Raw genomic sequence first — 21,347 nt, 5'->3', positions numbered from 1 at the left:
CGGCGCTGCGCCGGGACCGCGGTGAGGTGCGTACCCTTCTGGACGCGGTGGGTGGTCTGTGGGCGGCGGGGGTGGCGGTCGACTGGACGGCGTTGCTGCCTGCGGGAAACCGGGTGGACCTGCCGACGTACGCCTTCCAACACCAGCGCTACTGGCTGCAGGCGCCCAGGGCGGCCACTGCGGCGATCACCGAGGTCGGGGGAGCAGAGGGGCGTTTCTGGGACCTCGTCGAACGTGGCGACCTGGATGCGCTCACCACCGAACTGGCGACCGGCGAGCGGGCCGGACTCGGCGATGTACTGCCCGCACTGGCCGAATGGCGGCGCTCGTGTCGGGAGCGGTCCGTCGTCGACGGCTGGCGCTACCGCCTCGGCTGGCGGGCGGCGACCGGCTTGCCCGCCCCGGTTCTCGACGGCACCTGGCTCGTCGTGGTCCCTGCTGGACGCGAGGGCGACCCCTGGCTGGCCGCCGCGACCGAGGCGATGACTCGCTCCGGCGCGCGGATACGGCAGGTCGTCGTCGCCGACCGACGTTTCGACCGGGCGGCCCTGGCCGCTGACCTCGGCGAGTTGCCGTTCTCGGGCGTGCTGTCGCTGCTGGCCTTCGAGACCTCCCGGGATGAGCAGTTCCCCGGTGTTCCCATCTGCCTCGGGGCGACCGTGACCCTGGTTCAAGCGTTGCAGGACCGAGGCATCGATGTGCCACTGTGGTGCCTGACCCGGAGCGCGGTCGACACCGGCCCGACGGACGAACTGACCGACCCGGACCAGGCGTTGGTATGGGGCCTCGGGCGGGTCATCGCGCTGGAACACCCGGGTATGTGGGGTGGTCTGGTCGACCTGCCCGGGACGGCGGACGACGTGGCGGCGCTGCACATGGTCCAGCTGCTCGCCGGTGGCGCCACGGGCGAGCAGGCCGCCATACGCGACACCGGGGTCCTGGTCGGCCGTCTGGTCCGCGCCGCCGCCGACGAGCAGCCGGTACGCGACTGGCGGGCCGCCGGTACCGTCCTGGTCACCGGCGGTACGGGCGGCCTCGGTGCGCATGTCGCCCGCTGGCTGGCCGGGCGTGGCGCCGAGCACCTTGTTCTGACCAGTCGTCGCGGCAGGGAGGCACCAGGCGCGGCCGAGCTGGAGGCCGAACTGACGGGGATGGGCGCGGCTGTGACGATCGTCGCGTGCGATGTGGCCGACCGCGCCCAAGTGGCGGGGCTGCTGGCGTCGTTGCCCGCCGATTCATCGCTGACCTCGGTGTTCCATACCGCGGGCGTCGCCAACGACGGCGTGATCGCCGCGCTCACTCCGGAGCGGCTGGACGGCGTGCTGCGTCCCAAGGTGGACGCCGCCTGGAACCTGCATGAGCTGACGCGCGGCCTGGACCTCTCGGCGTTCGTGCTGTTCTCCTCGGCGGCGGGCGTGGTCGGCTCGGCCGGGCAGTCCCATTACGCGGCGGGCAACGCCTTTCTCGACGCGCTGGCCCATCACCGGCGTTCTCTCGGCCTGACCGGCACCTCGATCGCCTGGGGCATGTGGGGTGGCGGCGGTATGGCCGACGGCGACGCGGCCGAGCGGCTCTCCCGGCGGGGCCTGCGGCAGATGGACCCGCTGCGGGCGATCACCGGCCTGCAGCGTGCGCTGGACCGGGACGAGACGTTCATGGCGGTGACCGACGTCGACTGGAACCAGTTCATCCGGGCCGCCTCGGGCGCGGCCAAGTGCGCGGTGATCAGGGACATGCCCGAGTACGAGCATGCCTTCGCCACCGAGCCTGCGACCGGCGCGCTCGGCCAGGCCGCGCAGCCGGCCTTCGCCGAACGCCTGGCCGCCCTCTCCACCGAGGACCGTGATAGCGCGATCCTTGAGTTCGTCTGGGCTGAGGTGGCGGCGGTGCTCGGCCACGGTTCGCCCGAGGCCGTACCGGCCGACCGCGTCTTCAGCGAGATCGGCTTCGACTCGCTGAGCGCGGTGGAGCTGCGCAACAGGCTGGCCGCGGGGACGCAGCTCACCCTGCCGGCAAGCCTGATCTTCGACTATCCGACCGTGACGGCACTCGCGGCCTTCCTGCGCGACGAGCTGGTCGGCGAGGAGACCGATCCGTTGGACACCGCCCTGACCGAGCTGGATCGGCTGGAGGCCCTGCTGATGGCGTTGCCCGGCGCTGACGCCGTACGCGGCAAGGTGCTGTCCCGGGTGCAGACTCTCGCGTCGAAACTCACCGCCGGCGACGGAGCCGAGGACGAACGGGCTCAGCAGCTCTCCGCAGCGAGCGACGACGAGCTGTTCGACTTCATCAACAAGCAGCTCGGCCGCCCGGAGCAAGAGTGACGCGGAGCTCGGGACCCGGGCACGGTGGAGAGTGTGTCTGAGTCGTCCTTGCCGGGAGGTTTCGCCAACGCCGTCGTACGCGTCGGGGACACGGTGCGTCGTCCAACCTCTGCTCGCACGAAGTTCGTGGGCGAACTGCTGAGGTTGCTCGAAGCCGGTGGCTGGAGCGGAGCTCCGCGGTATCTCGGTGTGGACGAGAGCGGCCGCGCAGTACTCGGTTACCTTGATGGCCATGTGGCGTGGGAACCGCGACAACCTGCCGCTGTGTCGTCGGCCGAGAGCCTGGTGGCGGTCGCCCGGCTGGTGCGCGAGTTCCACGGCCTGACGGTCGGCACGGCACTGGCTGGAGACCACGAGGTCGTGTGCCACAACGACCTGTCGCCCAAGAACACGGTCTGTCGTCCGGTCAGTGGGTCGCTTCGCCCGACGGCCTTCATCGACCGGGACCTTGCGGCGCCGGGCGCCCGGATCCATGACATCGCTCATGTCTGCTGGCAGTACGTCGGTCTCGGCCCTGCCGTGGCCGACGTCGAGGACGCGGCCCGGAGTATGACTGATCGCTGACAGCTACGTACTGTCTGACCGGCAACAGCTTGTGTCCACGGTGTTGTGGTGGCAGGACCGATGCTGGCGGGGCATCGAAGCCGCGGCCGATGCGGGTGACGTGCGCACTGCAGTGAGCGCGCGGTGGCAGCGGCTTGCCCCCGAAACTCACGGACACCGCACTGCTGCGCTTGGCGGTCGCCCTGGCATGCTGGGCTGCTGAAGTCCGATCGTCGACGTGGGAGTGATCGTGGTACATCGACACGACAGCAGCGAGGCAATGATCGACCCGGCGTACACCAGGAGGCTGGGGTGCATACAGGTGCCGAAGAACCGGCTGCCGGACAAGGAGACGGCGCCGCAGGCGGTCTACCGGATGATTCATGACGAGCTGCTGCTCGACGGGAGCTCGCGGTTGAACATGGCCACGTTCGTGACGACGTGGATGGACCCCGAGGCCGAGAAGCTGATGGCCGAGACGTTCGACAAGAACATGATCGACAAGGACGAGTACCCGCAGACCGCGGAGATCGAGCGGCGCTGTGTCAACATCGTCGCGAGCCTCTTCCACGCGCCCGGCACGGGGGACGCGGTCGGGGTGTCCACCATCGGGTCGTCCGAGGCGGTGATGCTCGGCGGGCTCGCCATGAAGTGGAAGTGGCGCCAGCGGAGGCAGGCGGCCGGGCTCCCGTCGGACCGGCCGAACCTGGTCATGGGGTCCAACGTCCAGGTGGTGTGGGAGAAGTTCTGCCGGTACTGGGATGTCGAGCCGCGGTACGTGCCGATGGCGCACAACCGGTTCACCGTTGACGCCGCCGAGACCATGACGTACGTGGACGAGAACACCATCGGTGTCGTGCCGATCCTCGGGACCACCCACACCGGCGAGTTCGAGCCGATCAAGGACATCCACGACCGGGTCGTGGCCTACAACGCCGAGCACGGCACCGACATCGCGATCCACGTGGACGCCGCCTCAGGCGGCTTCGTCGCGCCCTTCCTGCACCCGGACCTGGAGTGGGACTTCCGGCTGCCCCAGGTGAAGTCGATCAATGTCTCCGGCCACAAGTACGGGCTGACCTACCCGGGCATAGGGTTCGTGGTGTGGCGGTCCGCCGACGACCTGCCCGAGGACCTGGTCTTCCACGTCAACTACCTGGGCGGCGACATGCCGACCTTCACCCTCAACTTCTCCCGGCCCGGCAACCAAGTCGTCGGCCAGTACTACAACTTCGTACGCCTCGGCCGGGAGGGCTACACCAAGGTCATGGAAGGGCTGCGCGACACCGCGCAGTTCCTCGCCGACGGCATCGCCAAGCTCGACGCCTTCGAGGTGATCAGCGACGGGACGGACATCCCCGTCGTCGCGTTCAAGCTCAACGAGCCGAGCGCGTTCACCGTCTTCCACGTCTCCGACGAACTGCGGCGTGATGGCTGGCAGGTGCCCGCGTACACCATGCCGCCGAACGCCGAGGACGTTGCCGTACTGCGCATCGTGGTACGCGAAGGCTTCAGCCAGGACCTGGGCGAGTCCCTGCTCGCCGCCCTCGGCCGGGCGGTCGACCGCCTCACCACCACCCGGCCCGCACACGACGCCGGCTCCGGCTTCTCCCACACCTGACCCACGAGCGGACTCCCGCCGGGTTGCCCGGGACTGGCCGGTTCCACACCTGCCGCCCAGGCAACCCGTCACAGCCGCGCCGAGGCCAGCGCATAGAGGGACTGGTCTGTCGGCGGCGGGCAGTCGGCGCCCATGTCCCGGCAGCGTGCGTCGCGTGCGTGTCCGACTTGCTGTGCCGTCATAAGTCAGGGCACGGCAGGTTGTCGTGTTCGGTATCCGCGTGGCGCCTGGTGTCGGCCGTGAAGTGGGCAACGGCCCGGTGGAGCTGTGTGAGGAACTGGGTCAGGGTCGGGGCTTCCGGCTCGAAGTCGTCGAACCATGACGCTGTGGTGGATCGGTGAACCTGCTCGGCCTGATCCAGAGCGAAGAGGATGCCACCCCCGTCACTGCCGAACACGATGCCGGTGCGGTGGTCGGACAGGCGCACCGGTCCGTGTTCGGCGAGGTGGTCGAGCACCAGGTCGGGCGAGTGGACGAAGTAGCCGTGGTCGATGTCGGGCAGCTGCAACTCGGCGATCGAGGAGTAGAAGGCGACCAGAACAGCGGGGACAGCGGCGTCTTGCAGCCGTGCGGCCGCAGCTCGGCTATGGTCGTCCGCCACGAGAACGTCGTTGTCGCCTGGGGCGTAGCCGTAGACGGTCTCGAAGCGGGCGAGGGTCTGTTCGAGCATGGCGGCGATCTCGCGCTGCCAGGTGGTGAACCAGTCGGCTGAGACGTCCGGAGCGGTCATCGGGTGCCCTGTTCTGTGTTGTGAGTGGGGGGCGTTGGTGCGCGGGGCTGAGTGGCGACCGATCTCGGCGGGCAGCTCGCCGAGGCCGATGCGGACTGTCGCGTTCGTCTCCCCGATGCGGGCGGTGGCCAACCGTGGAATCGCCGCCGGCCACTGGGCATGAGGGAGCAACAGCAGGTCGGCCGGGCGGTCTTCGGCCCGGACGGTGTCGTCACGCAAGAGGCGGCGGGCGCGGTCCAGCTGTCTGTCGCCGAACGGGCTGCGGATCGAACCCGGGGCGCCGTGTCGGGGACCGGGGTCGAACCGTCACACCGTCGGCCTGGCGGGGCATGCGACCCGCTGATCCTGGTCCTGGACCTCATGCCGGTTGGTCGACGAAGATGACGCGCTGGTGGATTCGGTTGCGACGTGGTGTGTCGGGCTGTGTCGCTCCCGAGCCCGTCGTCGCACGGCAGGCGATTACGTATTCGCCGACCGAGGTCGGCGTCCACGGGAAGCCGAACCCCTGCCATCCGTGCTCCACGCGCGTGGCGACCTGGGCGGGGTTCCAGGTTCGGCCGCCGTCGGTCGTGACCTCCACGGAGGTGACCGGTTCGTGGGCCCAGGCCCATCCCCGTATTTCGACGGGTTCGCCGACGTGCACGTCTCCGTCGAGGGGGGAGACGAGGCACGAATTGGGAGCCAACTCCCACACCGGGGAGGGACTGCCGGAGCCGTTCTCGGGCCGGTCCATGTAGTACTTGGTGGTGAATGCTGATCCGCTGCGACGGTCCGAAACGGTCAACGAGTCCAGCCACTTGGTCGAGTTGGTGCCGTAATAGCCCGGCACGACGAGGCGGAGGGGACCACCGCGCCGTACTGGCAGTGCTTCGCCGTTGACGGCAAGAGCCACCAGGACGCTGCCGTCGAGTGCCTTCCCCAGGGGCAGGTCCTTCTCGTATCGCTGATGGTGGGTGCCGTCGTAGACACCGTGATCGACACCGGTGGAGATGACGTAAGCGGCTCCCTCCTCGATTCCGGCGAGGTGAAGCAGTTCACTGAGCCGGACGCCACCCCAGCGGACGTTGCCCACCCTCCGCTGGGGAACCGTGGGCGCCAGCGGACTGCCCGCACACTCGTGCACGGCAGTGATCTCCGTCTGCGGCAGTCCTGCGAGGTCTTCCAGCGACAGGGTCAGTGCGCGGGAGACCATGCCGCCGACGGTCAGCGTCCAGGAGTCGGCGCACACGTCGGGAACGCCCAGGTGCCAAACCGTGAAGAGGTCCGCTTCCGGAGTGATGAAGGACGTCATGTGCTCGGGGCGAAGCTTCTGGATCAGGCCAAAGCCCTTGCGGAGCAGGACGGGTGCGCGCACGGCGGATCCATCGCCGGTACGCCGGCCGAGTCCCGGCAACGAGTCGGCATCCCCGGCCCGGCCGATGTCGGCGCCAGTACCGGTGTCGGCAACGGACATGTCGTCCCCCTTCGCTGGCGATTCCGTGCTCACGCTAGGCATCTTTGGCAGCCGCGTGAAATGCCGGTCAGGCCGCGTCCATGCGTCTCGGGCATGGATACGCAGAAGCCGTTGCCTCTGTGGATCATTGAAGTGTGGCAGCCGAACGGCGGTCTCCTTCTGGCGCGCGTCGCCGCGTACGGGACGGGGCCACGGCGACGGCTCAGCGTGCGGTGTGCCTGGAGCGGAGCTCGTCGGTGTCGACCGTCGTCAGCGCCACGCTCAGCGGCACGCCCGTGTCGGCCGCGGCGGCCAGCCGCTCGCGTACCTCGCGCGGTGTTCGAGGCCGCCAGCCGGGCCCGTCACAGCAGCCGGAGTGGAATATGACACCCGCGTTGAGCAGCGCGGTCAATGTCCGCCACCCAGCTGAGTCGCTCCGTTTCGGGACAGCGAGGTCCTGGCCCGCGTCGATCAACTGTCCACCGCAGCACGGGCATCGGCTTGCCCACGTGCCGCGTTTCTTGAACGAAGAACGGCAGGGCAAGCACACGTAATGCCGGTGAGGAGTCCCCCCGCGAAAGCACATCGCACCATTATGGCAGGGCCCACTCTGCCCATCCCGGCGATGAAGAAGAGAGAAGGAGGCCCGTGCCCATCTGCCCGGCCACGCCCAGCCTGTTCCGAGCAGGGCAGCGTCATGGCTGGCCGTGTGCCATCAGGGCCGCGTGCGGCAACACCAATACGCCGTCCGGACCAGTGAATTCGGCGCACAGCGACTCGAAACGGTCTTTGATCTCGGCGATGACCATCGGATTCTGACTCGTCACGATCTGCCCGATCGTCGCCACTCCGGCGGCCGGCCCGCTCCACCACTCCTGCATGGTCGTCCGATGATCCCAGGCCAAGGCTTCGTGGACGACATCCGACAGGCCCGCGTCGCCCAGCAACGCGGCCAAGCCCTGTTCAGTTCGCGAAAAATCCTCTTCTGGAGCAAGAGCGGGCAGGTGAGCGGGACGACTGACACCCGCTGCCTGGACGGCCCTGCCCAAAAGGGCCTGCCCGGCGGCCGCTGGTACCGCCCAGATGGTGACGGCTATCCGTCCGCCAGGGCGCGTCACCCGGCGCAGCTCCCGCAGGGCCTCCCGGGGCCGTCCGACGTGGTTGAGAACGAAGTTGCCGACCACCGCGTCGAACTCGTGATCCGCGAAAGGCAGGCGAGGCAGAGCGGCAAGCAGTACGTCAGCTTCCGGGGCTGCCTGCGCGGCCCGTGCGACCATGCCCGGTTCGGCATCCACCGCGGTCACCTTCGCGCCCCGCTCACACGCAACTGCGGCGACGCCGCCCGTGCCTGTCCCCACATCGAGGACGCGTGTGCCCTCACGAACCTCGACAGCATCGAGAAGCCGACGCACCGGATACGCGCACAGTTTGGCAAAACTCGCAGCATAGGCATCGGCCTGCCCTGCCCACGCCCGCCGCTCGGACTCGTCAAACGCCGTCTGCACGATCCGTCCCCTCCTCAGAGCAACCACCACCGCGACACAGCGCGGCAGATCTTGACACTAACTCAGATCGCGTCAAGTCCGTTTCTGATGTTGGCCGCGTCCGAGATGCTCAAGGAGTCCTTGGTGGACGAGTCGGCGCTCGACCGTGCCGGCCTCGGCCTCGGTCGGATCGGCGATCAACTGCTCTGCCCGGTCGGGTAGTTGGTCTCGTCCGCCGGGGCTCGGGATGGTGAGGCGCCGGAGCGTTCCGGTGGTGGCGGCCCAGTAGGCGCGGGACGCGGCGTCGTCGGGCCGGTGGTCGTCGTCGCGGGGCTGTCGCCGGTGCGGCGCGAGGGTGTCCAGCAGGGCGATGCCGGCCTCGTCGTCGTGCGCGGAGGCGGGCAGGACCGGCCACGCCGATGCTCAGGACCAAGACGTCCAGCGCAAGCCCGCGCTTCCTGCCGGACGTCTCTCTGTTCGCGTCCAGCCCCGTCGTCTCCTTCGGCACCCCGGCCGCCACGCGCACGGAGCGGGTGTCGATGATCACCAGGGACGGGCGTTCACGGCCTCGCGCAGGTCGCTGGAGCCCGGGTCCCCGGTCGCCGACCGCGCCACCCGCTCCTGCTTCCATGCGGTGACCAGCGGCTCGATCAACGCCCACTGCTCGTCGGACAAGTCGGTTGCGTACGGCATCCGTTCCATGCCCCGACCCCATCACGCACACGACATGACGCGAGGGCGATACCGTCCCATCACCCATGAACGGCCGTCATCACATCGTCAGGAACGGGACTTGATACCGCCTGAAGGCTCCGGAAGCGGGCCTGTCTCCGCCGCTGCGAGCGAGTGCGGGACGGAACGAACCGTCGCGGTCACCCCCGCCCCGCACACTCGCCACCGGAGGGGTTCGGCGCTCAGCTGCCGACGAGCATCTGCCAGGTCTGCGGGCCTATCTGGCCGTCTACGCCGAGGCCGTGTGCGGACTGGAAGGCCCGGGCGGCGCTGTTGGTGCCGGAGCCGAAGCTGCCGTCGACAGTGAGGCCGTAGCCGAACTTGTTCAGTTCCACCTGGGCGGCTCGGACGGCGTCGCCGCTGGAGCCCTGCTGGACCTGGACGATCAGCGCGGACCAGGTCTGCGGGCCGATCTGGCCGTCGACGCCGAGGCCGTGTGCGGACTGGAAGCTCTTGGTCGCGGTGAGGGTGGCCGGGCCGAACTGTCCGTCGGCGGTGATCGAGGCACCGTGGTAGCGGAGAAGATACTGCGCGGCCAGCACGTTGTTCCCGGTGTCGCCGTCGATGACATTCGGCCAGGGCGGCGCGACGGTGCCACCGCCCGAGGCGCCGTTCCCGGTACCCACGAGCATCTGCCAGGTCTGCGGACCGACCTGGCCGTCCACGCCAAGGCCGTGCGCGGACTGGAAGGCTCGGGCGGCGCTGTTGGTGCCGGAGCCGAAGCTGCCGTCGACAGTGAGGCCGTAGCCGAACCGGTTCAGCTCCACCTGGGCGGCTCGGACGGCGTCGCCGCTGGAGCCCTGCTGGACCTGGACGATCAGCGCGGACCAGGTCTGCGGGCCGATCTGGCCGTCGACGCCGAGGCCGTGAGCGGACTGGAAGCTCTTGGTCGCGGTAAGGGTGGCCGGGCCGAACTGTCCGTCGGCGGTGATCGAGGCACCGTGGTAGCGCAGAAGATACTGCGCCGCCTGCACGCTGGGACCCGTCATACCGTCGGTGATGTTCGGCCAGGACGGCAGGATGACACCGCCACCGCCGCCGCCCTTTCCGCCCCACTGCCCGAAGTCGGCGGCCATCGCCTGGTCGAGGTCCGCGTCCTTCCCGGCGACCGTGATGCCGTTCTGAACCTGCCGCAACTGCGCGCGGCTGTCCCAGTTCCCGCCGGACCACGCGTACGTCTGCCAGCCCCAGGCTATCTTCCCGCTGTCGAAGAGTTCCTGGATCACGTGGTAGCCGCCGTACGCACCGGTCCGGGACCGGCCGATCACCGAGGCGACGCCGTCGAAGTAGGAGTTGAGCGCGGAATACATCGAGGGCTGAAGATCGAAGTCGACGCTGAAATAGATCGGCCGCGACGACGGCATCCCGTTGGCCAGCGCTTGCCGCTGCGCCTCGGTGGCATGCCCGGCCCCCTGGGAGTAGGGGTTGGAGGGGACGCTGCTCTGCCAGGACTGCAGCCCGTCGGACTCCCAGTTGGAGACGATGCCCAGACCCGCGGCGGTCAGGGCCTGAGCCTCGGACAGGGTGAGGACCTTCGAGTTCGGCAGCCAACTGAGGTAACGGCACACGAAGCCGTAGCCCGCCGCGGCGACCGAACCGGCGGTGAGCGACGCGTCGGAGTAGTCGATCCCGTAGCCGGTCGCCGAGGACGCCGCGGACGCCGACTGGGCGAATCCGATGCCGGTCGCGGTGGCCACCGCGGCGCCGCCGGCCAGGGTCAACAGTCTTCGTCTGGACAGTCGTTGGGTGTGGTCAGGCAGGTTCATGACACGGTCCGATCCTTGATGTCTGGTTGCGGTGAGCAACGCGGGAGCCGCTGGGCCACGTAGCATTCGAGTCCTTCCGGGGCCAACTGTCCAGCAACTGTCCGGCGCTTGGCGGTGCCAGGCGGAAGCAGCGCTGCAGGTGATCTTTGGGCCCCGGTCCGGCCCGTGTCCACGGCGAGTCGGGATCTGCTGGGATTGCGGGACGGCACCGGCACTGACCAGCCAGGATCCGTGGCAGCGTGACGGTTGGGCGGGACAGCTTGGATGCGGGCGGCGGACAGGGCGGCTGCGTGGGTGCCGGCCCAGGTCTCGGCCGTGGGGGCACTGGTGCTGTGGAAGCAGTGGGAAGCCGCCCAGAGTTATCCGGGGACTTCAGGTGGCGTCAAGTCCCGTTCCTGACGATGTACTGTCGCGCGTTCATGGGTGACGGGACGGTTTCGTCGAGCACTCCGGGAAGGTCTTCCGCGTCCGCGATCCGCACGAACACCGTGGCTGCCCACCGACGAGCCCTCGACCAACGTCACCCGCTCCCGCCGGGGCCGACTCGCCCACCAAGGACCCAGTCAGCGGCCAACGGCCGAGGGGCAACCGCCAACCCAAGCGCTCCATGCGCCAAGTGGCATGCTCAGCCACAAGAGGTGTGATGGTCGGGTAGCGGCGGAGAGGATTGCTTCTCCGGCTACCTGACCACACGGGCCACCTGGGGACTGTCGACGCGCAGATCCGTCGCGTCGATCCAGGAGATCGTCACCACGCGGTCCGGGGCCACGTCCACCGCCTCCGCCGCCAACAGCGCCCAGTCGCGGCAGGAGACGACGGTCTCGGGCCAGGGGCGGTCGCGGTCGACCTCCCAGTCGATGCCCGGCCTGCCGACGTGGAAGCGTCGGCCGTCGGGCCTGAGCTCCCAGATCTGGAAGCAGAGCACCGCCTGCCCGTGGTCGGCGAGGTCCCGGATCACCTCCGGCAGGTGTTCCACCGGCCAGAGATCGACCGGTTCGCCGTCCGGGTCGCGCAGCGCGGCAGACCGTGGCGGGAGGAAGCTCTCGCGGGCGCCCAGTTCGGTGAGCGCCCGGCGCAGCCCCTCGCCCTCGCTTTCGTCAGGTGCCTCCCCGCTCCGCAGGAAAGCGTTGTACGCCTGTCGCAGGCCTGGCACGGCGCGCCGGACGCCCAGTTCGGCAAGGGCCTCGCCGGCCCACTGCCGGACGGTCGCGCTCTCGCTGCTGAGCATGCCGATCAGGACGTCGGCGGGGCGCGGGTCGGCCAGCGCGGTGAACACCTCGATGGCGCACAGCTGCCCGAACGGGTTCAGCGCCAGGGCCGCCGCGATCAGCGGCTCCAGCACCTGCGGCCCCAGGGCGATCAGCGTGTGCTGCGCTTCCTCGGCCACCTCGGTCGACTCCGCGTCCAGTTCGGCCACCCTGCGGGCGATCTCGTTCTCCATGCGCTCCAGTCTGACCCGTGCCGCACACCCTCAGCCCCCGATGTCCGCCTGGACCACGGAGACGGACGAATCAGCCGAGTACGTGACGCACACTGGAAGGACGTCAATTGACATCGGACATAAGCACGTTCACCACTCCTTCCGCGGAGCGTCCGCCCTCTCCCGTTCCCGTCGACTGGCCGGCCGTCGAGGACCGGCTCGGACTGCGGCATCCGGCCGAGTACAAGCGCCTCGCCGACCGGCACGGGCCGCTGGACTTCGGTGAGTACGTGTGGATCCACGTGCCATGCGTCCAGCAGGACCGTTTCGACTACGGCGAGTGGCTGCGTGCGACGCACCGGGCTGCGCGGATCGAGGTGCGGGAGCTGCCCGAGGCCGAGCGGCCCGTGCTCCACCCCTAGGCCGGCGGCCTGTTGGCCTGGGGCTGCACAGGGGCAGCGACGTACTGTTCTGGGACACCTCGGCCTCCGACGACCCCGACGAATGGACCGTGGAGGTGCGGCACTCGGGAGCGGTGCCGGACAGTGGCCTGCTCCGCTGGCACCGGTACGACCTGGCGCTCACCGGCTATCCACGGCACACCGTCCGCGACACCTGGGAACTCCCCGCTCCTCCCGGCCCGCTGCTGGGCCCGCTGCCGGGCACTGTCGCACGGACCGCCTTCCTTCCCGACCCCGCGCCCTGGACCCGCCCCCGCCGGTTCCGCCCCGGCTGACGACGCCGTCGAGTTCGCGGACTTCAAGTCCTGGGACGACCGCGCCTACTGGTGAGTCCGCGGCCGGCGATCACCCGGTCGCCCGTCCGGCCGGTGCGCTGGGGATGGCGCTCACGCCGGCGCCGTACCCGATCCGTTCTCCTTCCCGCGACCTTGTCGAGCCAGAATCACGGCGGCGCCTGACCCAAGCGACGTCGGGCGACTGCCACCGTCATCGCCACCACCGCCATCGTCATCGCCACCCGGCCCGCGTTCGCGGCGCTCCGGCGCTCTGTCGACCAGGCAGTTCAGTTGGGAGTGGTGGCCGGTGGGCCGGTGATGGCGGTGAGTCGGAGTTTGGTCTCGTCCTCGCTGCCGGGCGCGGCGGTCATGATCACGATTTTGAGTTCGGAGTCGCCGTCGGTCAGGACGTCGCAGTCCACCGTGACCGGGCCCACCGAGGGGTGGTCGATCGTCTTGTGGTCCTCGCGGTGTGCGGCCACCTCTCCGGTTGCCCACAGTTCGGCGAATCGCGTGTTGCCCGCGTTCAGTTCGCGGATCAGTGCGGCCAGGCGGCTGTCGTGGGGGAAACGGCCGGTGGCGCGGCGCAGGTCGGAGACGACGGCGGCGTCGGTGGCGGCGCGGTCCGCCTCGGTCACCGGCCACCGCTCGATGGGGGTCCCCCCGCTCGAACGGAGCCGAGAGCGGGGGAGAGCGGGGCCGACGTCCACCGGGAACCTGTCGCGGGCGAAGTTGCGTCGTCGCGGCGGCGCGGCCCAGGGGTCGCCCAGCAGGGCGGCCCATCCCCGGTTGCACCACACCAATTGCCAGTCCGCCGCGAACACGGCGACCGCCACGTCCCCGAGACGGGCGAGCACCCGCTGCACGCCGGGCGGGAGATGGTCGCTGATCGCGCCGTTCACCGGTGGGGCGAGCCGGGCCAGCCGGTACAGGTGGTCACGCTCGGCCGTGGACAACTGCAGGGCACGCGCAAGGGACGCCGCGACCGACACGGAAGGTGTCGTAGCCCGCCCCTGCTCCAGGCGCACGACGTAGTCGACCGACACCCCTGCCAGGTCGGCCAGTTCCTCGCGGCGCAGCCCGGCCGCCCGGCGACCCCGGGCCACCGGCAGCCCGGCGGCCGACGGCGGCAGCCGCTCCCGCCACGTGCGAATCATCGCGCCCAGTCCCGCTCCGGATGCCGTCGACATGCTGTCCATCCTGCTGCATCCCCCGGTCGTGCAGGGGGCGCGAGGGTGGTACAGGTCTTCCTACCCTTGACGCGTCCCTGGCCCGCCCCCGGCCGCCGGGACCAGAATCGAACGCATGACGATCACCTTCATCACCGGAGCCGGCAAGGGCCTCGGCCGCGAGACCGCCCGCCGCCTGACCGAGCGCGGGCACACCGTGCTCGTCGGAGCCCGCAACCGCGAGCAGGGCGAGGAAGCCGCCGCCGCGCTCGGCGCCCGCTACGTCCCCATCGACGTGACCGACGACGCGTCCGTGGCCGCCGCGGCCACGAACGTCGCCGAACACGAGGGCAGGATCGACGTCCTGATCAACAACGCTGGTGTGCACGGCCCCACCGGCGATCCCAGCGACCTCACCGCCGCCGACGCCCTCGCCGTCCTCGACGTCAACGTCATCGGCGTCATCCGCACCACCACCGCATTCCAGCCCCTGCTGCGCCGCTCGGACGACCCTGTGATCGTCAACGTCAGCAGCGGAACGGGCTCCCTCGCATTCACCCACGACCCCGCCCGGCCCGAATCACACGTCATCGCACCGCTGTACACCTCCTCCAAGGCAGCACTGACGATGTTGACCACGCAGTACGCCAAGGCACTCAAAGGCATCCGCGTCAACGCCGCCGACCCCGGATACACCGCGACCGACCTGAACGGTCACAGTGGCCCCCAGACCGTCACCGAGGGCACGGACGCGATCGTCGCCCTCGCCACCGAGGAACCCGGCGCAGGCACCGGACGCTTCGTCTCCCGCCACGGCGAGATCACCTGGTCCTGAAACCGGGCCGTGGTCTTCCGGGCCGTGCTGGATGGCGAATTCACGGCGGCCGGGGAATGCGGTGCGGATCCCGAACGGGGAGCGCCGGCGCATCCGGCTCCGAGGAAGACTCCGGTCACCGTTCTAACGGATCACTGGCGGGAATCCCTGGGGGGCCGCGACCTGGGTGACGGCGTTCGTGGCCCTGTCCATCTGCACGTAGCTTGCCGAGTATTCGACTCCTTCAGGTACGAGGTACTCGAGTTCGGCTGAGTTGTTCGACATTCTGCCGTAGGTTCTGACGGTAAAGGTGACCCCGTACCAGATCGGCGAGTTCGGGTTTCCCTGCGCATGATTCGTGCATTTCCACAGCATCTTCTTCAACGGCTCTTCGAACTGGCGGTTGAAGTTCTGGTTCGTGCTGTCCGTCATGGGCGTCAGGTTTTCTGATACTCCTTCGCCACCCAGGTTGTCGTTCCAGAGGTGCCCCTTGATCCAGCCACTGCCGTCCCTCGCGTTGAGCTCATTGACGAGGGTGCACTCGGTGGTACCGGGACGCGAGCCTCCGTACGAGTTCGCCGGTGCGTTGACACTCGGCCCCAAGGTCACCGTGACGCTTGTGCCGCCCGTCCGCTGGAGGGGGCCACCGTTGCCCTGCGGACCGAAAGCAGCGGCGATCCACACCGGCGGGTGTCGGTCCCAGGCCAGGAGCGGCAGACTCCCCGTGGCCCCCCGCGTCGCGACACGCTGGAGCGGCACATCCGTGTCCGTGCTCGCCCTGCTCCGAGGTTCTTCGACCGGCAACCGGGACCGTGCGGGCAGGCTCATCGCACGGGTGGCACTGGCCTCGGCCTCCCGCTCGAAACGGTCGCCGGGGTCGGAGACCTTGAGGCCGTTTCCGTCGTCGGTACCGGCGACCGGACCTCGGCGCTGTTGGACGACGTGGGTGAGTTCGTGGGCGAGGGTGTGTCTGTCGCCGCCGCCTTGGCCGATCACGATGTGGTTTCCGCTGGTGTAGGCGCGGGCGCCCACTTCGGCGGCGGAGGCCCGAGCGGTCGTGTCGTCGTGGATACGGACGTCGGAGAAGTCCGCGCCGAGCCGGTGCTCCATATCGGTGCGCGTGGCGTCGTCCAAGGGCCGCCCGGGCGTGCGCAGGACGTCGTGGACGGCGGAGCGCTGGACCGTGGCCGCGGTCTCTTCGTTCTGCTGGTCGCCGCAGCCCGCGGTGTGCTGGTGCTGATCCCGGGCCCCGGGGTGCCCGGCCCGGCGGAGCATCTGGACCACGGCGGCGTTGCCGACGGAGGTCTGCAGGCCCAGTGGGCCGTGCTGCGGTGCGGGCGCCGGCGTGCGGGCCGCGGCACGGTCGGTACCGGTTCTGGTGTCCCGGATGTTCTCGTGATCGTGCAAGGGGGTCTCGCCTCCGGTGCGGTTCGTCGACTCCTCGTGCATACGCTGGGGCAGACCGCTCATGCCAGGTACGGACGGGCAGAATTGGCCGTCCGCCCGGGCAGCATCGGCCGGCCGGCCGGGCAGGACACGGAGTACGCGCGCCGAGCCGAAGCTCCGTGGGCGAGGGAGCCTCGAAGTTGGGTGACCAATCCTGAATCCGCTCGACGTGGGTCCCTCCATCGGCGGCTTGACCCGCTGTGGCAGGCGGCCCATGTTGGTGTGTGCTTGCGGCGGAACGGGCTTCCTTCCGTGGCGCTGCTCCCGTCTTGGCCAGTTCTGCGGAGGAGTCTGCGGTGCCTGCTGCATACGTCACCGATCTCGTGGACGCCTTCCATCGTGACGTCGACGGGCCGGCGATCGGCTGCGGGGCGCGTGTGCTGACCTTCGGGCACGCGCTCGAAGAGGTGTGGCGGCTGGCCAGGCTGCTGCGCGAGCTGGGCATCGGGCGCGGCACTGGGCTCGCGTGCGTCACCGGCAACACTCCTGAGACACTGTTGGTCCGGCTGGCGGCACACGTGCTGGGCGCCAGGCTGACCCAGGTGGTGATCGACCCGGCCACCCACAACCTGGCGCACATCCTGGTCGACTGCCGGCCGGCTCTGGTGGTGGCCGACACCGCGATCCCCGACATGGGAGCACGCCGCATCGGCTTCGAAAGCCTGCTGCGGTCGGCTGCTGAACAGCCGAGCGATCCGCTGCCGGTCATGGCGCGGGAGGAGGACATCGCCCGGGTCACCTACACGAGCGGTACGACGGGCCGGCCGAAGGGCGTGGCATCCACCTTCGCCGCCATGCGCGTGCGAACCGGCTGGACCCGCCGCCACGAGGGAGCCGGGCCGGTGTTCGTCTCGGTGACTTCCCTGGCCCAACGCGCGGGCGGGCGGTGCCTCGAACACCTGCTCAGCGGGGGGAGGGTGGAGGTCCTCGACGCGTTCGACCCGCCGGAGTTCGCCGCGGTCTGCGCCCGCCTGGCGCCCGTCACCACCTACCTGTCGCCGTCGATGCTGTACCGGCTGCTGGACCACCCTGCCACTGCCGCAGGGATCCCCGGCCTGATGTCGGTGTCCTACGGCAATTCGCGGATCCTCCCCGAGCGCCTCCGCGAAGCCCTGCGGGTGTACGGCGTGAATTTCCGGCAGGGCTACGGCATGAACGAGGCGGGGGTGATCTCCCGCCTGTCACCCGCCGACCATGTCGCCGCACTGGGTGGCAGACCGCATTTGCTGGCCTCCGCCGGGCAGCCGGTGCCCGGCGTGGAGCTCTCCATCCGCGACGAGGACGGCCGGGACCTGCCCGCCGGGTGGACCGGCGAGGTGTGGACGCGCTCGCCGGCGATGATGGCCGGCTACTGGCAGCGCCCCGATCTGGACACACAGGTGCTGCGGGACGGCTGGCTGCGCACCGGTGACATCGGCCACTGCGACGAGGACGGTTACCTCTATCTGGTCGATCGGATCACGGACATGATCATTGTGGACGGCCGCAACATCTACTGCGGGCCCGTCGAGGCCGCTCTGGCCCGGCATCCGGCCGTGGCCCAGGCCGTGGTGGTCGGCCGCGACAGCGCCGTCACCGGCGAAGAGGTCCACGCCTTCCTCCTGCCCGCGGCAGGACATGAGCCCAGCGACCGAGTCGCTGCCGAAGCCTGCCGGCTCGTGGTCGACGAGCTGGCCGAGGCCCACTGTCCCACCGCGGTGCACTGGGTGGACCACATCCCGCTGGCAGCATCCGGCAAGCCGGACAAGCAACGGCTGCGTGCCCAGGCGGCGCACCTGGCGCGGCGCGGCCGAAGTGAAGCGTGCGGGCTGGATTGTTGGCTCCAACCCTGATAGATGACTTTGGCATGGTCATGAATGCGATTGAACTGCACAGTATCAATCGTTGGGAGGCGTCCTTCCTGCGCGAAGAGGTGGGAGGCTACTTCAGCCACGGCGTCGAGTGCACGCCGGGCGCGACGGTACTCGACGTGGGCGCCAACATCGGTGTGTTCGCGGCGGCCGTCTACGAGCGGCTGGACGGGGACGTGCGGATCTACGCCTTCGAGCCGTTGCCGCCGCTCCACGCGACGCTCGAACGCAATGCCCGGGAATTCTTCAACGGACGTCTGACCGCACTCCCTTACGGCCTGGCGTCCCGTGACGACGAGCTCGACTTCAGCTACGTTCCGGCCGCCACGATCTTCTCGTCCTCCTCGCGGGACCAGGGGAACATCGAGGCGGAGCGGCGGCGGGTCACCGCCAGCGTTGTCGAAATGATCCGCCAGGGCGGACTGGGACCGGTCCTGCGCCGCGCACCCGCTCCCCTCCTCACCTTTCTCGTCAGCCGCAAGCTGCGCGTGATGCGGCGCCTTGAGACGCATCGGGTGAAGGTCAGGCCCCTTTCATCAGCGCTCGACGAAGAGGGCATCGACCACATCGACCTCCTCAAGATCGATGTGGAAGGCGCCGAACTCGACGTACTCAGAGGCATCGAGGAACGGCATTGGCCGCTGGTCCGCCAAGCCGTCGTCGAGGTGGAGCGCTGGCAGCAGAACCGAGACCTGGTCTGCGAGGTCTTCCTCACGCACGGCTTCACGGTCAGCACCGAGCAGGATCCGGTGCAGCAGGCCGGCGACATCGGCATGGTGTTCGCGGTCAGACCCTGAGCACGCGCAGCACCCGGCACTCTGTTGCGACGGTCCCGTGACGTCACCAGTCAGAGGCGGCGACGCCTCCGGCGCGTTGGTGGTGGACGCGGAGTCATGGGCTCGTCCGGGCCGGCGCCCAGACTGCCGTTCCGCCGATACGTATGTGCCCGGAAGCGCAGTTCCCGCACGACGTTCGGCGAGCAGGTGCCAGGCCCGCCCGAGTGACACCATCGCTCCAGCACCGGGCTGACCGGCCGGCTGCAATCGATCGCGGTGGAGCTGGGAAGACGCCCTGGTCGCGCGGCTGTGCCGACACTTGCTTCTGGTCGTAGGCCGGGCTTGCCCGCTGAGGCCGTTGAAGGCACCAGCGATGCCGGACAGGGCTCCGGTTTGGGAGTGGACGAGTTCGCCTTCCGCGAGGGCTGCACGTACGGCACCGAGCTGGTCGGCGCTGAAGCGGGCCGGGGCGTGGACGTGCTGCCCGATTGCGCCTCGGAGACGTTCGAGGCCTGGATGAAGGCCCGTCACGGAGCGGAGATCATCGGTCATCGCGGCAGTGCCCAGAAGACCTGTCACCAGCACCGCAATTGCCTGCGCAAGCGCGCTGAGCAGGAGGCGGAGCCGGCGGTGCCCGATATTGCCGGGCTTGGTTCGAACCGCTCCGGATCCGTGGGGTATCGATCCCGCTCGGGTGGGATCCTCAGGGCAGTGTAATTCCGCGGATGGTGAGGTGAGTTGGCGGGGAGGCTGTCCGTGTCAGTCCCACCAGAGCACTATAAGAAGCTGTTGTTGGGATGCACCATCGTAGAAGTCGCGCAGGGCATTGAAATGTCCCAATAGGTACTTCCTAGGGCCGTCGACGATCTTGTCCGCGCCGTTTCCGATCAAGGTGGCGGCCTCTGTTTCGTCGGTCGGCAGGGCGGCAAGGAGGGCCGGAAAGTCGATCTGCCCGAGCAGTTCCGAGGCGTGAGTCACTTGAGTTGCGGAGAGGGCCGTGGGATCTGGTCCGAAGGGGCCGATGGCATGCGGACCCTTGCTGAGGAATTCCAGATCGATGACAGTGTCGCCCTCAAGGGACTGTCGGAGAGCGTTCAGATGGTCGCTGTCGAGGCCTCCCAGTAGGCAGACCCGTTCGAGCAGGAGCGGCGCCCAGTCCAGGTCGAGGGCATCCGTCGGTGGTGGATCCCAGAGAGGATCTCCATCCGGAGATTCGTCGGCTGACCGGCGGCAGGCGGCGAGATGCTCCGCCGGGATGCGGGCGAGTTGCTGAGTGACGGCCATGGCGGCAGTATCTCAACGCGCCCTTCCCTGGTCGGTCTTGTCGGGGTGATTGCTGGGCCGCGTGAAGATCTGTTTCTCTCGGGCGCGTTTGCGTCGGTCATTGTTCCTCACCGGCTTCTGGCGTGCCGCAGGAGAACCTGTATCCGGTGAAGTCGGCGATGCGGACGTATCCGGTGCGCTGGTAGAGGGCGTTGCTGGTGGTATTGGCCGGGTCCGTGAAGAGGACGACGTCCGTCGCGCCCGCGGCCAGCGCGGCCCGGCTCACCTCGGCCGTAACGGCGCCCGCGTAACCACGACCCCTCAGGCGAACCGGGGTGTAGACCGGGTCCACCCGGATCATGCCGCCGACGATCGAGGTCGAGGCCGCCATGGAGACGGGGATGCCGTCCGGGGTCTCCCAGAACGTGAAGTGCCTGTCGCCGAAACGTGAGTCGGCCCAGGAACCGGCGTCGATCAACTCGATGGAAGCCTGCTCCTCGACGTCGACGCAGAACTCACGGCACCAGCGCACGACTTGCTCACGGTCCGTGCCGTCCACGATGCGCCCGTGCCCCGCTGGGCGCGGTTGCGGTGAGGTGAGTGCGCCGAGACGGTAGAGACGGGCCCGCCAGAAGGGTGTCGGCGCCCTGCCCGTGTGCCGTTGCCATGCGTCGGCGAAAGCGGTGGCGGTGTCGTGGTCCGCGATGACGCCGGAGGGGGAGTGGCCGAGGGCGGCCAGGCGAGTGGCGAGGGCGTCGCTCTGCTCGGCAGAGAGGGGGGTGATGCTCAGGTGGCCGCGCGGAGTGCGATAGAAGATGGCGTGCACCTGACCTCCTGACTCCAGTCGCCCGAACACGGTTGCTTCGGCGTCGTGTGCGCGCACCCCGCGTGTTCGCAGTTTCTCGATATCGGTCAGCGGTGTGTTGTGCAGAGCGGGGCGCGAGCGCAGGAAGTCCCCTGCTCGGGCGAGGAAGTCGTCGACGTCGTAGGCGAGTTGCCAGTCATCCGGGCGCATGCCGCATGATGCCCGGATGTACTGGACTCGGGAGAGCGCTTTGCCTCAAGGTTGCACGGATACCACGACTGGTGCGATGCCTTTCGGTCACGCCACGTAGTTGATCCTGAACAGGAGCCGGACGGTGAAACCCTTTGGGTCTTTGGGGCGGGAGACGATGCGCAGGGGCAGCCAGAGGCGGCCGACGCAGTTGCTCCCCCGTTATGTTTTTCGCGGTCCTGCAAGA

19 protein-coding genes and 1 pseudogene are annotated in these 21,347 nt (G+C 69.2%); 9 read left to right on the top strand and 11 right to left on the bottom strand.

What is annotated here, in order from left to right:
* The 3 genes from BIV25_RS09250 to BIV25_RS09240 form a co-directional block, all read left to right on the top strand.
* On the top strand, positions 1-2,324 hold a 2,324-nt coding region (locus BIV25_RS09250), incomplete at its 5' end, for an SDR family NAD(P)-dependent oxidoreductase (RefSeq protein ID WP_218158451.1).
* Between the two features lie 126 nt (positions 2,325-2,450).
* Positions 2,451-2,888, top strand: coding sequence for a phosphotransferase (locus tag BIV25_RS52005; protein WP_218158450.1), 438 nt, complete (start codon positions 2,451-2,453; stop codon positions 2,886-2,888).
* Positions 2,889-3,111: 223 nt separating this feature from the next.
* Positions 3,112-4,488: a glutamate decarboxylase gene (locus tag BIV25_RS09240; RefSeq protein ID WP_371273008.1), complete on the top strand. Its 1,377-nt coding sequence runs from the start codon at positions 3,112-3,114 to the stop codon at positions 4,486-4,488.
* Positions 4,489-4,666: 178 nt separating this feature from the next.
* On the opposite strand, the gene BIV25_RS09235 is transcribed toward BIV25_RS09240, so the two are convergent.
* The 7 genes from BIV25_RS09235 to BIV25_RS09210 form a co-directional block, all read right to left on the bottom strand.
* The gene (locus tag BIV25_RS09235; RefSeq protein WP_143076599.1) at positions 4,667-5,218 is read right to left on the bottom strand and encodes a hypothetical protein; all 552 of its coding nucleotides are present in this window, start codon (positions 5,216-5,218) and stop codon (positions 4,667-4,669) included.
* A 358-nt stretch (positions 5,219-5,576) separates the two neighbouring features.
* Complete coding sequence (locus BIV25_RS09230; protein WP_177235210.1) at positions 5,577-6,671, bottom strand: molybdopterin-dependent oxidoreductase; 1,095 nt, start codon at positions 6,669-6,671, stop codon at positions 5,577-5,579.
* A gap of 202 nt (positions 6,672-6,873) precedes the next feature.
* Complete coding sequence (locus tag BIV25_RS54265) at positions 6,874-7,062, bottom strand: hypothetical protein (protein WP_371273007.1); 189 nt, start codon at positions 7,060-7,062, stop codon at positions 6,874-6,876.
* A 283-nt stretch (positions 7,063-7,345) separates the two neighbouring features.
* Complete coding sequence (locus BIV25_RS09220; RefSeq protein ID WP_107486041.1) at positions 7,346-8,158, bottom strand: class I SAM-dependent methyltransferase; 813 nt, start codon at positions 8,156-8,158, stop codon at positions 7,346-7,348.
* A 519-nt stretch (positions 8,159-8,677) separates the two neighbouring features.
* Positions 8,678-8,809 (bottom strand): transposase, encoded by a 132-nt coding sequence (locus BIV25_RS52505; RefSeq protein ID WP_256255688.1) that lies wholly within the window; start codon positions 8,807-8,809, stop codon positions 8,678-8,680.
* 239 nt (positions 8,810-9,048) lie between these two features.
* Positions 9,049-10,632: a peptidoglycan-binding protein gene (locus BIV25_RS09215; RefSeq protein ID WP_177235209.1), complete on the bottom strand. Its 1,584-nt coding sequence runs from the start codon at positions 10,630-10,632 to the stop codon at positions 9,049-9,051.
* 679 nt (positions 10,633-11,311) lie between these two features.
* Positions 11,312-12,073: a HEAT repeat domain-containing protein gene (locus tag BIV25_RS09210; protein WP_071371709.1), complete on the bottom strand. Its 762-nt coding sequence runs from the start codon at positions 12,071-12,073 to the stop codon at positions 11,312-11,314.
* A gap of 107 nt (positions 12,074-12,180) precedes the next feature.
* Between BIV25_RS09210 and BIV25_RS50875 the strand changes: the two genes are divergently transcribed.
* Together BIV25_RS50875 and BIV25_RS50870 are read left to right on the top strand one after the other, a co-directional pair.
* On the top strand, positions 12,181-12,474 hold the full coding sequence (locus BIV25_RS50875; RefSeq protein ID WP_071371708.1) for a hypothetical protein: 294 nt from the start codon (positions 12,181-12,183) through the stop codon (positions 12,472-12,474).
* 113 nt (positions 12,475-12,587) lie between these two features.
* Complete coding sequence (locus tag BIV25_RS50870) at positions 12,588-12,788, top strand: hypothetical protein (protein WP_177235208.1); 201 nt, start codon at positions 12,588-12,590, stop codon at positions 12,786-12,788.
* 287 nt (positions 12,789-13,075) lie between these two features.
* On the opposite strand, the gene BIV25_RS09195 is transcribed toward BIV25_RS50870, so the two are convergent.
* The gene (locus BIV25_RS09195; protein ID WP_071371706.1) at positions 13,076-13,987 is read right to left on the bottom strand and encodes a helix-turn-helix transcriptional regulator; all 912 of its coding nucleotides are present in this window, start codon (positions 13,985-13,987) and stop codon (positions 13,076-13,078) included.
* A gap of 106 nt (positions 13,988-14,093) precedes the next feature.
* Here BIV25_RS09195 and BIV25_RS09190 point away from each other — a divergent pair, with 106 nt between their 5' ends.
* On the top strand, positions 14,094-14,792 hold the full coding sequence (locus BIV25_RS09190; RefSeq protein WP_071371705.1) for an SDR family NAD(P)-dependent oxidoreductase: 699 nt from the start codon (positions 14,094-14,096) through the stop codon (positions 14,790-14,792).
* Positions 14,793-15,515: 723 nt separating this feature from the next.
* Here the strand turns inward: BIV25_RS09190 and BIV25_RS54260 are convergent.
* Positions 15,516-16,220, bottom strand: a pseudogene (locus BIV25_RS54260) (DUF4157 domain-containing protein); the annotation flags it as partial.
* 293 nt (positions 16,221-16,513) lie between these two features.
* Between BIV25_RS54260 and BIV25_RS09180 the strand changes: the two are divergent.
* The 3 genes from BIV25_RS09180 to BIV25_RS09170 all read left to right on the top strand — a co-directional run bounded on the left by BIV25_RS09180 (position 16,514) and on the right by BIV25_RS09170 (position 19,560).
* Entirely contained in the window at positions 16,514-18,049 is a 1,536-nt protein-coding gene (locus BIV25_RS09180) for a class I adenylate-forming enzyme family protein (protein WP_177235207.1), read from the top strand.
* Positions 18,050-18,063: 14 nt separating this feature from the next.
* Positions 18,064-18,864, top strand: coding sequence for an FkbM family methyltransferase (locus tag BIV25_RS09175; RefSeq protein ID WP_071371703.1), 801 nt, complete (start codon positions 18,064-18,066; stop codon positions 18,862-18,864).
* A 378-nt stretch (positions 18,865-19,242) separates the two neighbouring features.
* Positions 19,243-19,560, top strand: a complete 318-nt coding sequence (locus tag BIV25_RS09170; RefSeq protein ID WP_071371702.1) for a hypothetical protein — start codon at positions 19,243-19,245, stop codon at positions 19,558-19,560.
* A gap of 42 nt (positions 19,561-19,602) precedes the next feature.
* Here the strand turns inward: BIV25_RS09170 and BIV25_RS09165 are convergent, their stop codons facing one another.
* Together BIV25_RS09165 and BIV25_RS09160 are read right to left on the bottom strand one after the other, a co-directional pair.
* A complete protein-coding gene (locus BIV25_RS09165) occupies positions 19,603-20,127 on the bottom strand; it encodes a DUF1877 family protein (RefSeq protein WP_071371701.1) in 525 nt (174 codons plus the stop codon).
* A gap of 97 nt (positions 20,128-20,224) precedes the next feature.
* Positions 20,225-21,121 (bottom strand): GNAT family N-acetyltransferase, encoded by an 897-nt coding sequence (locus BIV25_RS09160; RefSeq protein ID WP_071371700.1) that lies wholly within the window; start codon positions 21,119-21,121, stop codon positions 20,225-20,227.
* Positions 21,122-21,347 lie beyond the last annotated feature (226 nt).

Origin of the sequence: Streptomyces sp. MUSC 14, from assembly GCF_001866675.1 — a bacterium.
Taxonomy (GTDB): Bacteria; Actinomycetota; Actinomycetes; order Streptomycetales; family Streptomycetaceae; genus Streptomyces.
This window is presented reverse-complemented; position numbering and strand designations above follow the sequence as displayed.

What these genes read in the sequence shown, in the direction of transcription:
- BIV25_RS09160 (WP_071371700.1), bottom strand. Translation starts at nt 21,121, where the DNA reads ATGCGCCCGGATGACTGGCAACTCGCCTACGACGTCGACGACTTCCTC.
- BIV25_RS09210 (WP_071371709.1), bottom strand. Translation starts at nt 12,073, where the DNA reads ATGGAGAACGAGATCGCCCGCAGGGTGGCCGAACTGGACGCGGAGTCG.
- BIV25_RS09235 (WP_143076599.1), bottom strand. Translation starts at nt 5,218, where the DNA reads ATGACCGCTCCGGACGTCTCAGCCGACTGGTTCACCACCTGGCAGCGC.
- BIV25_RS09175 (WP_071371703.1), top strand. Translation starts at nt 18,064, where the DNA reads ATGGTCATGAATGCGATTGAACTGCACAGTATCAATCGTTGGGAGGCG.
- BIV25_RS09195 (WP_071371706.1), bottom strand. Translation starts at nt 13,987, where the DNA reads ATGGACAGCATGTCGACGGCATCCGGAGCGGGACTGGGCGCGATGATT.
- BIV25_RS09230 (WP_177235210.1), bottom strand. Translation starts at nt 6,671, where the DNA reads ATGTCCGTTGCCGACACCGGTACTGGCGCCGACATCGGCCGGGCCGGG.
- BIV25_RS09190 (WP_071371705.1), top strand. Translation starts at nt 14,094, where the DNA reads ATGACGATCACCTTCATCACCGGAGCCGGCAAGGGCCTCGGCCGCGAG.
- BIV25_RS09215 (WP_177235209.1), bottom strand. Translation starts at nt 10,632, where the DNA reads ATGAACCTGCCTGACCACACCCAACGACTGTCCAGACGAAGACTGTTG.
- BIV25_RS09165 (WP_071371701.1), bottom strand. Translation starts at nt 20,127, where the DNA reads ATGGCCGTCACTCAGCAACTCGCCCGCATCCCGGCGGAGCATCTCGCC.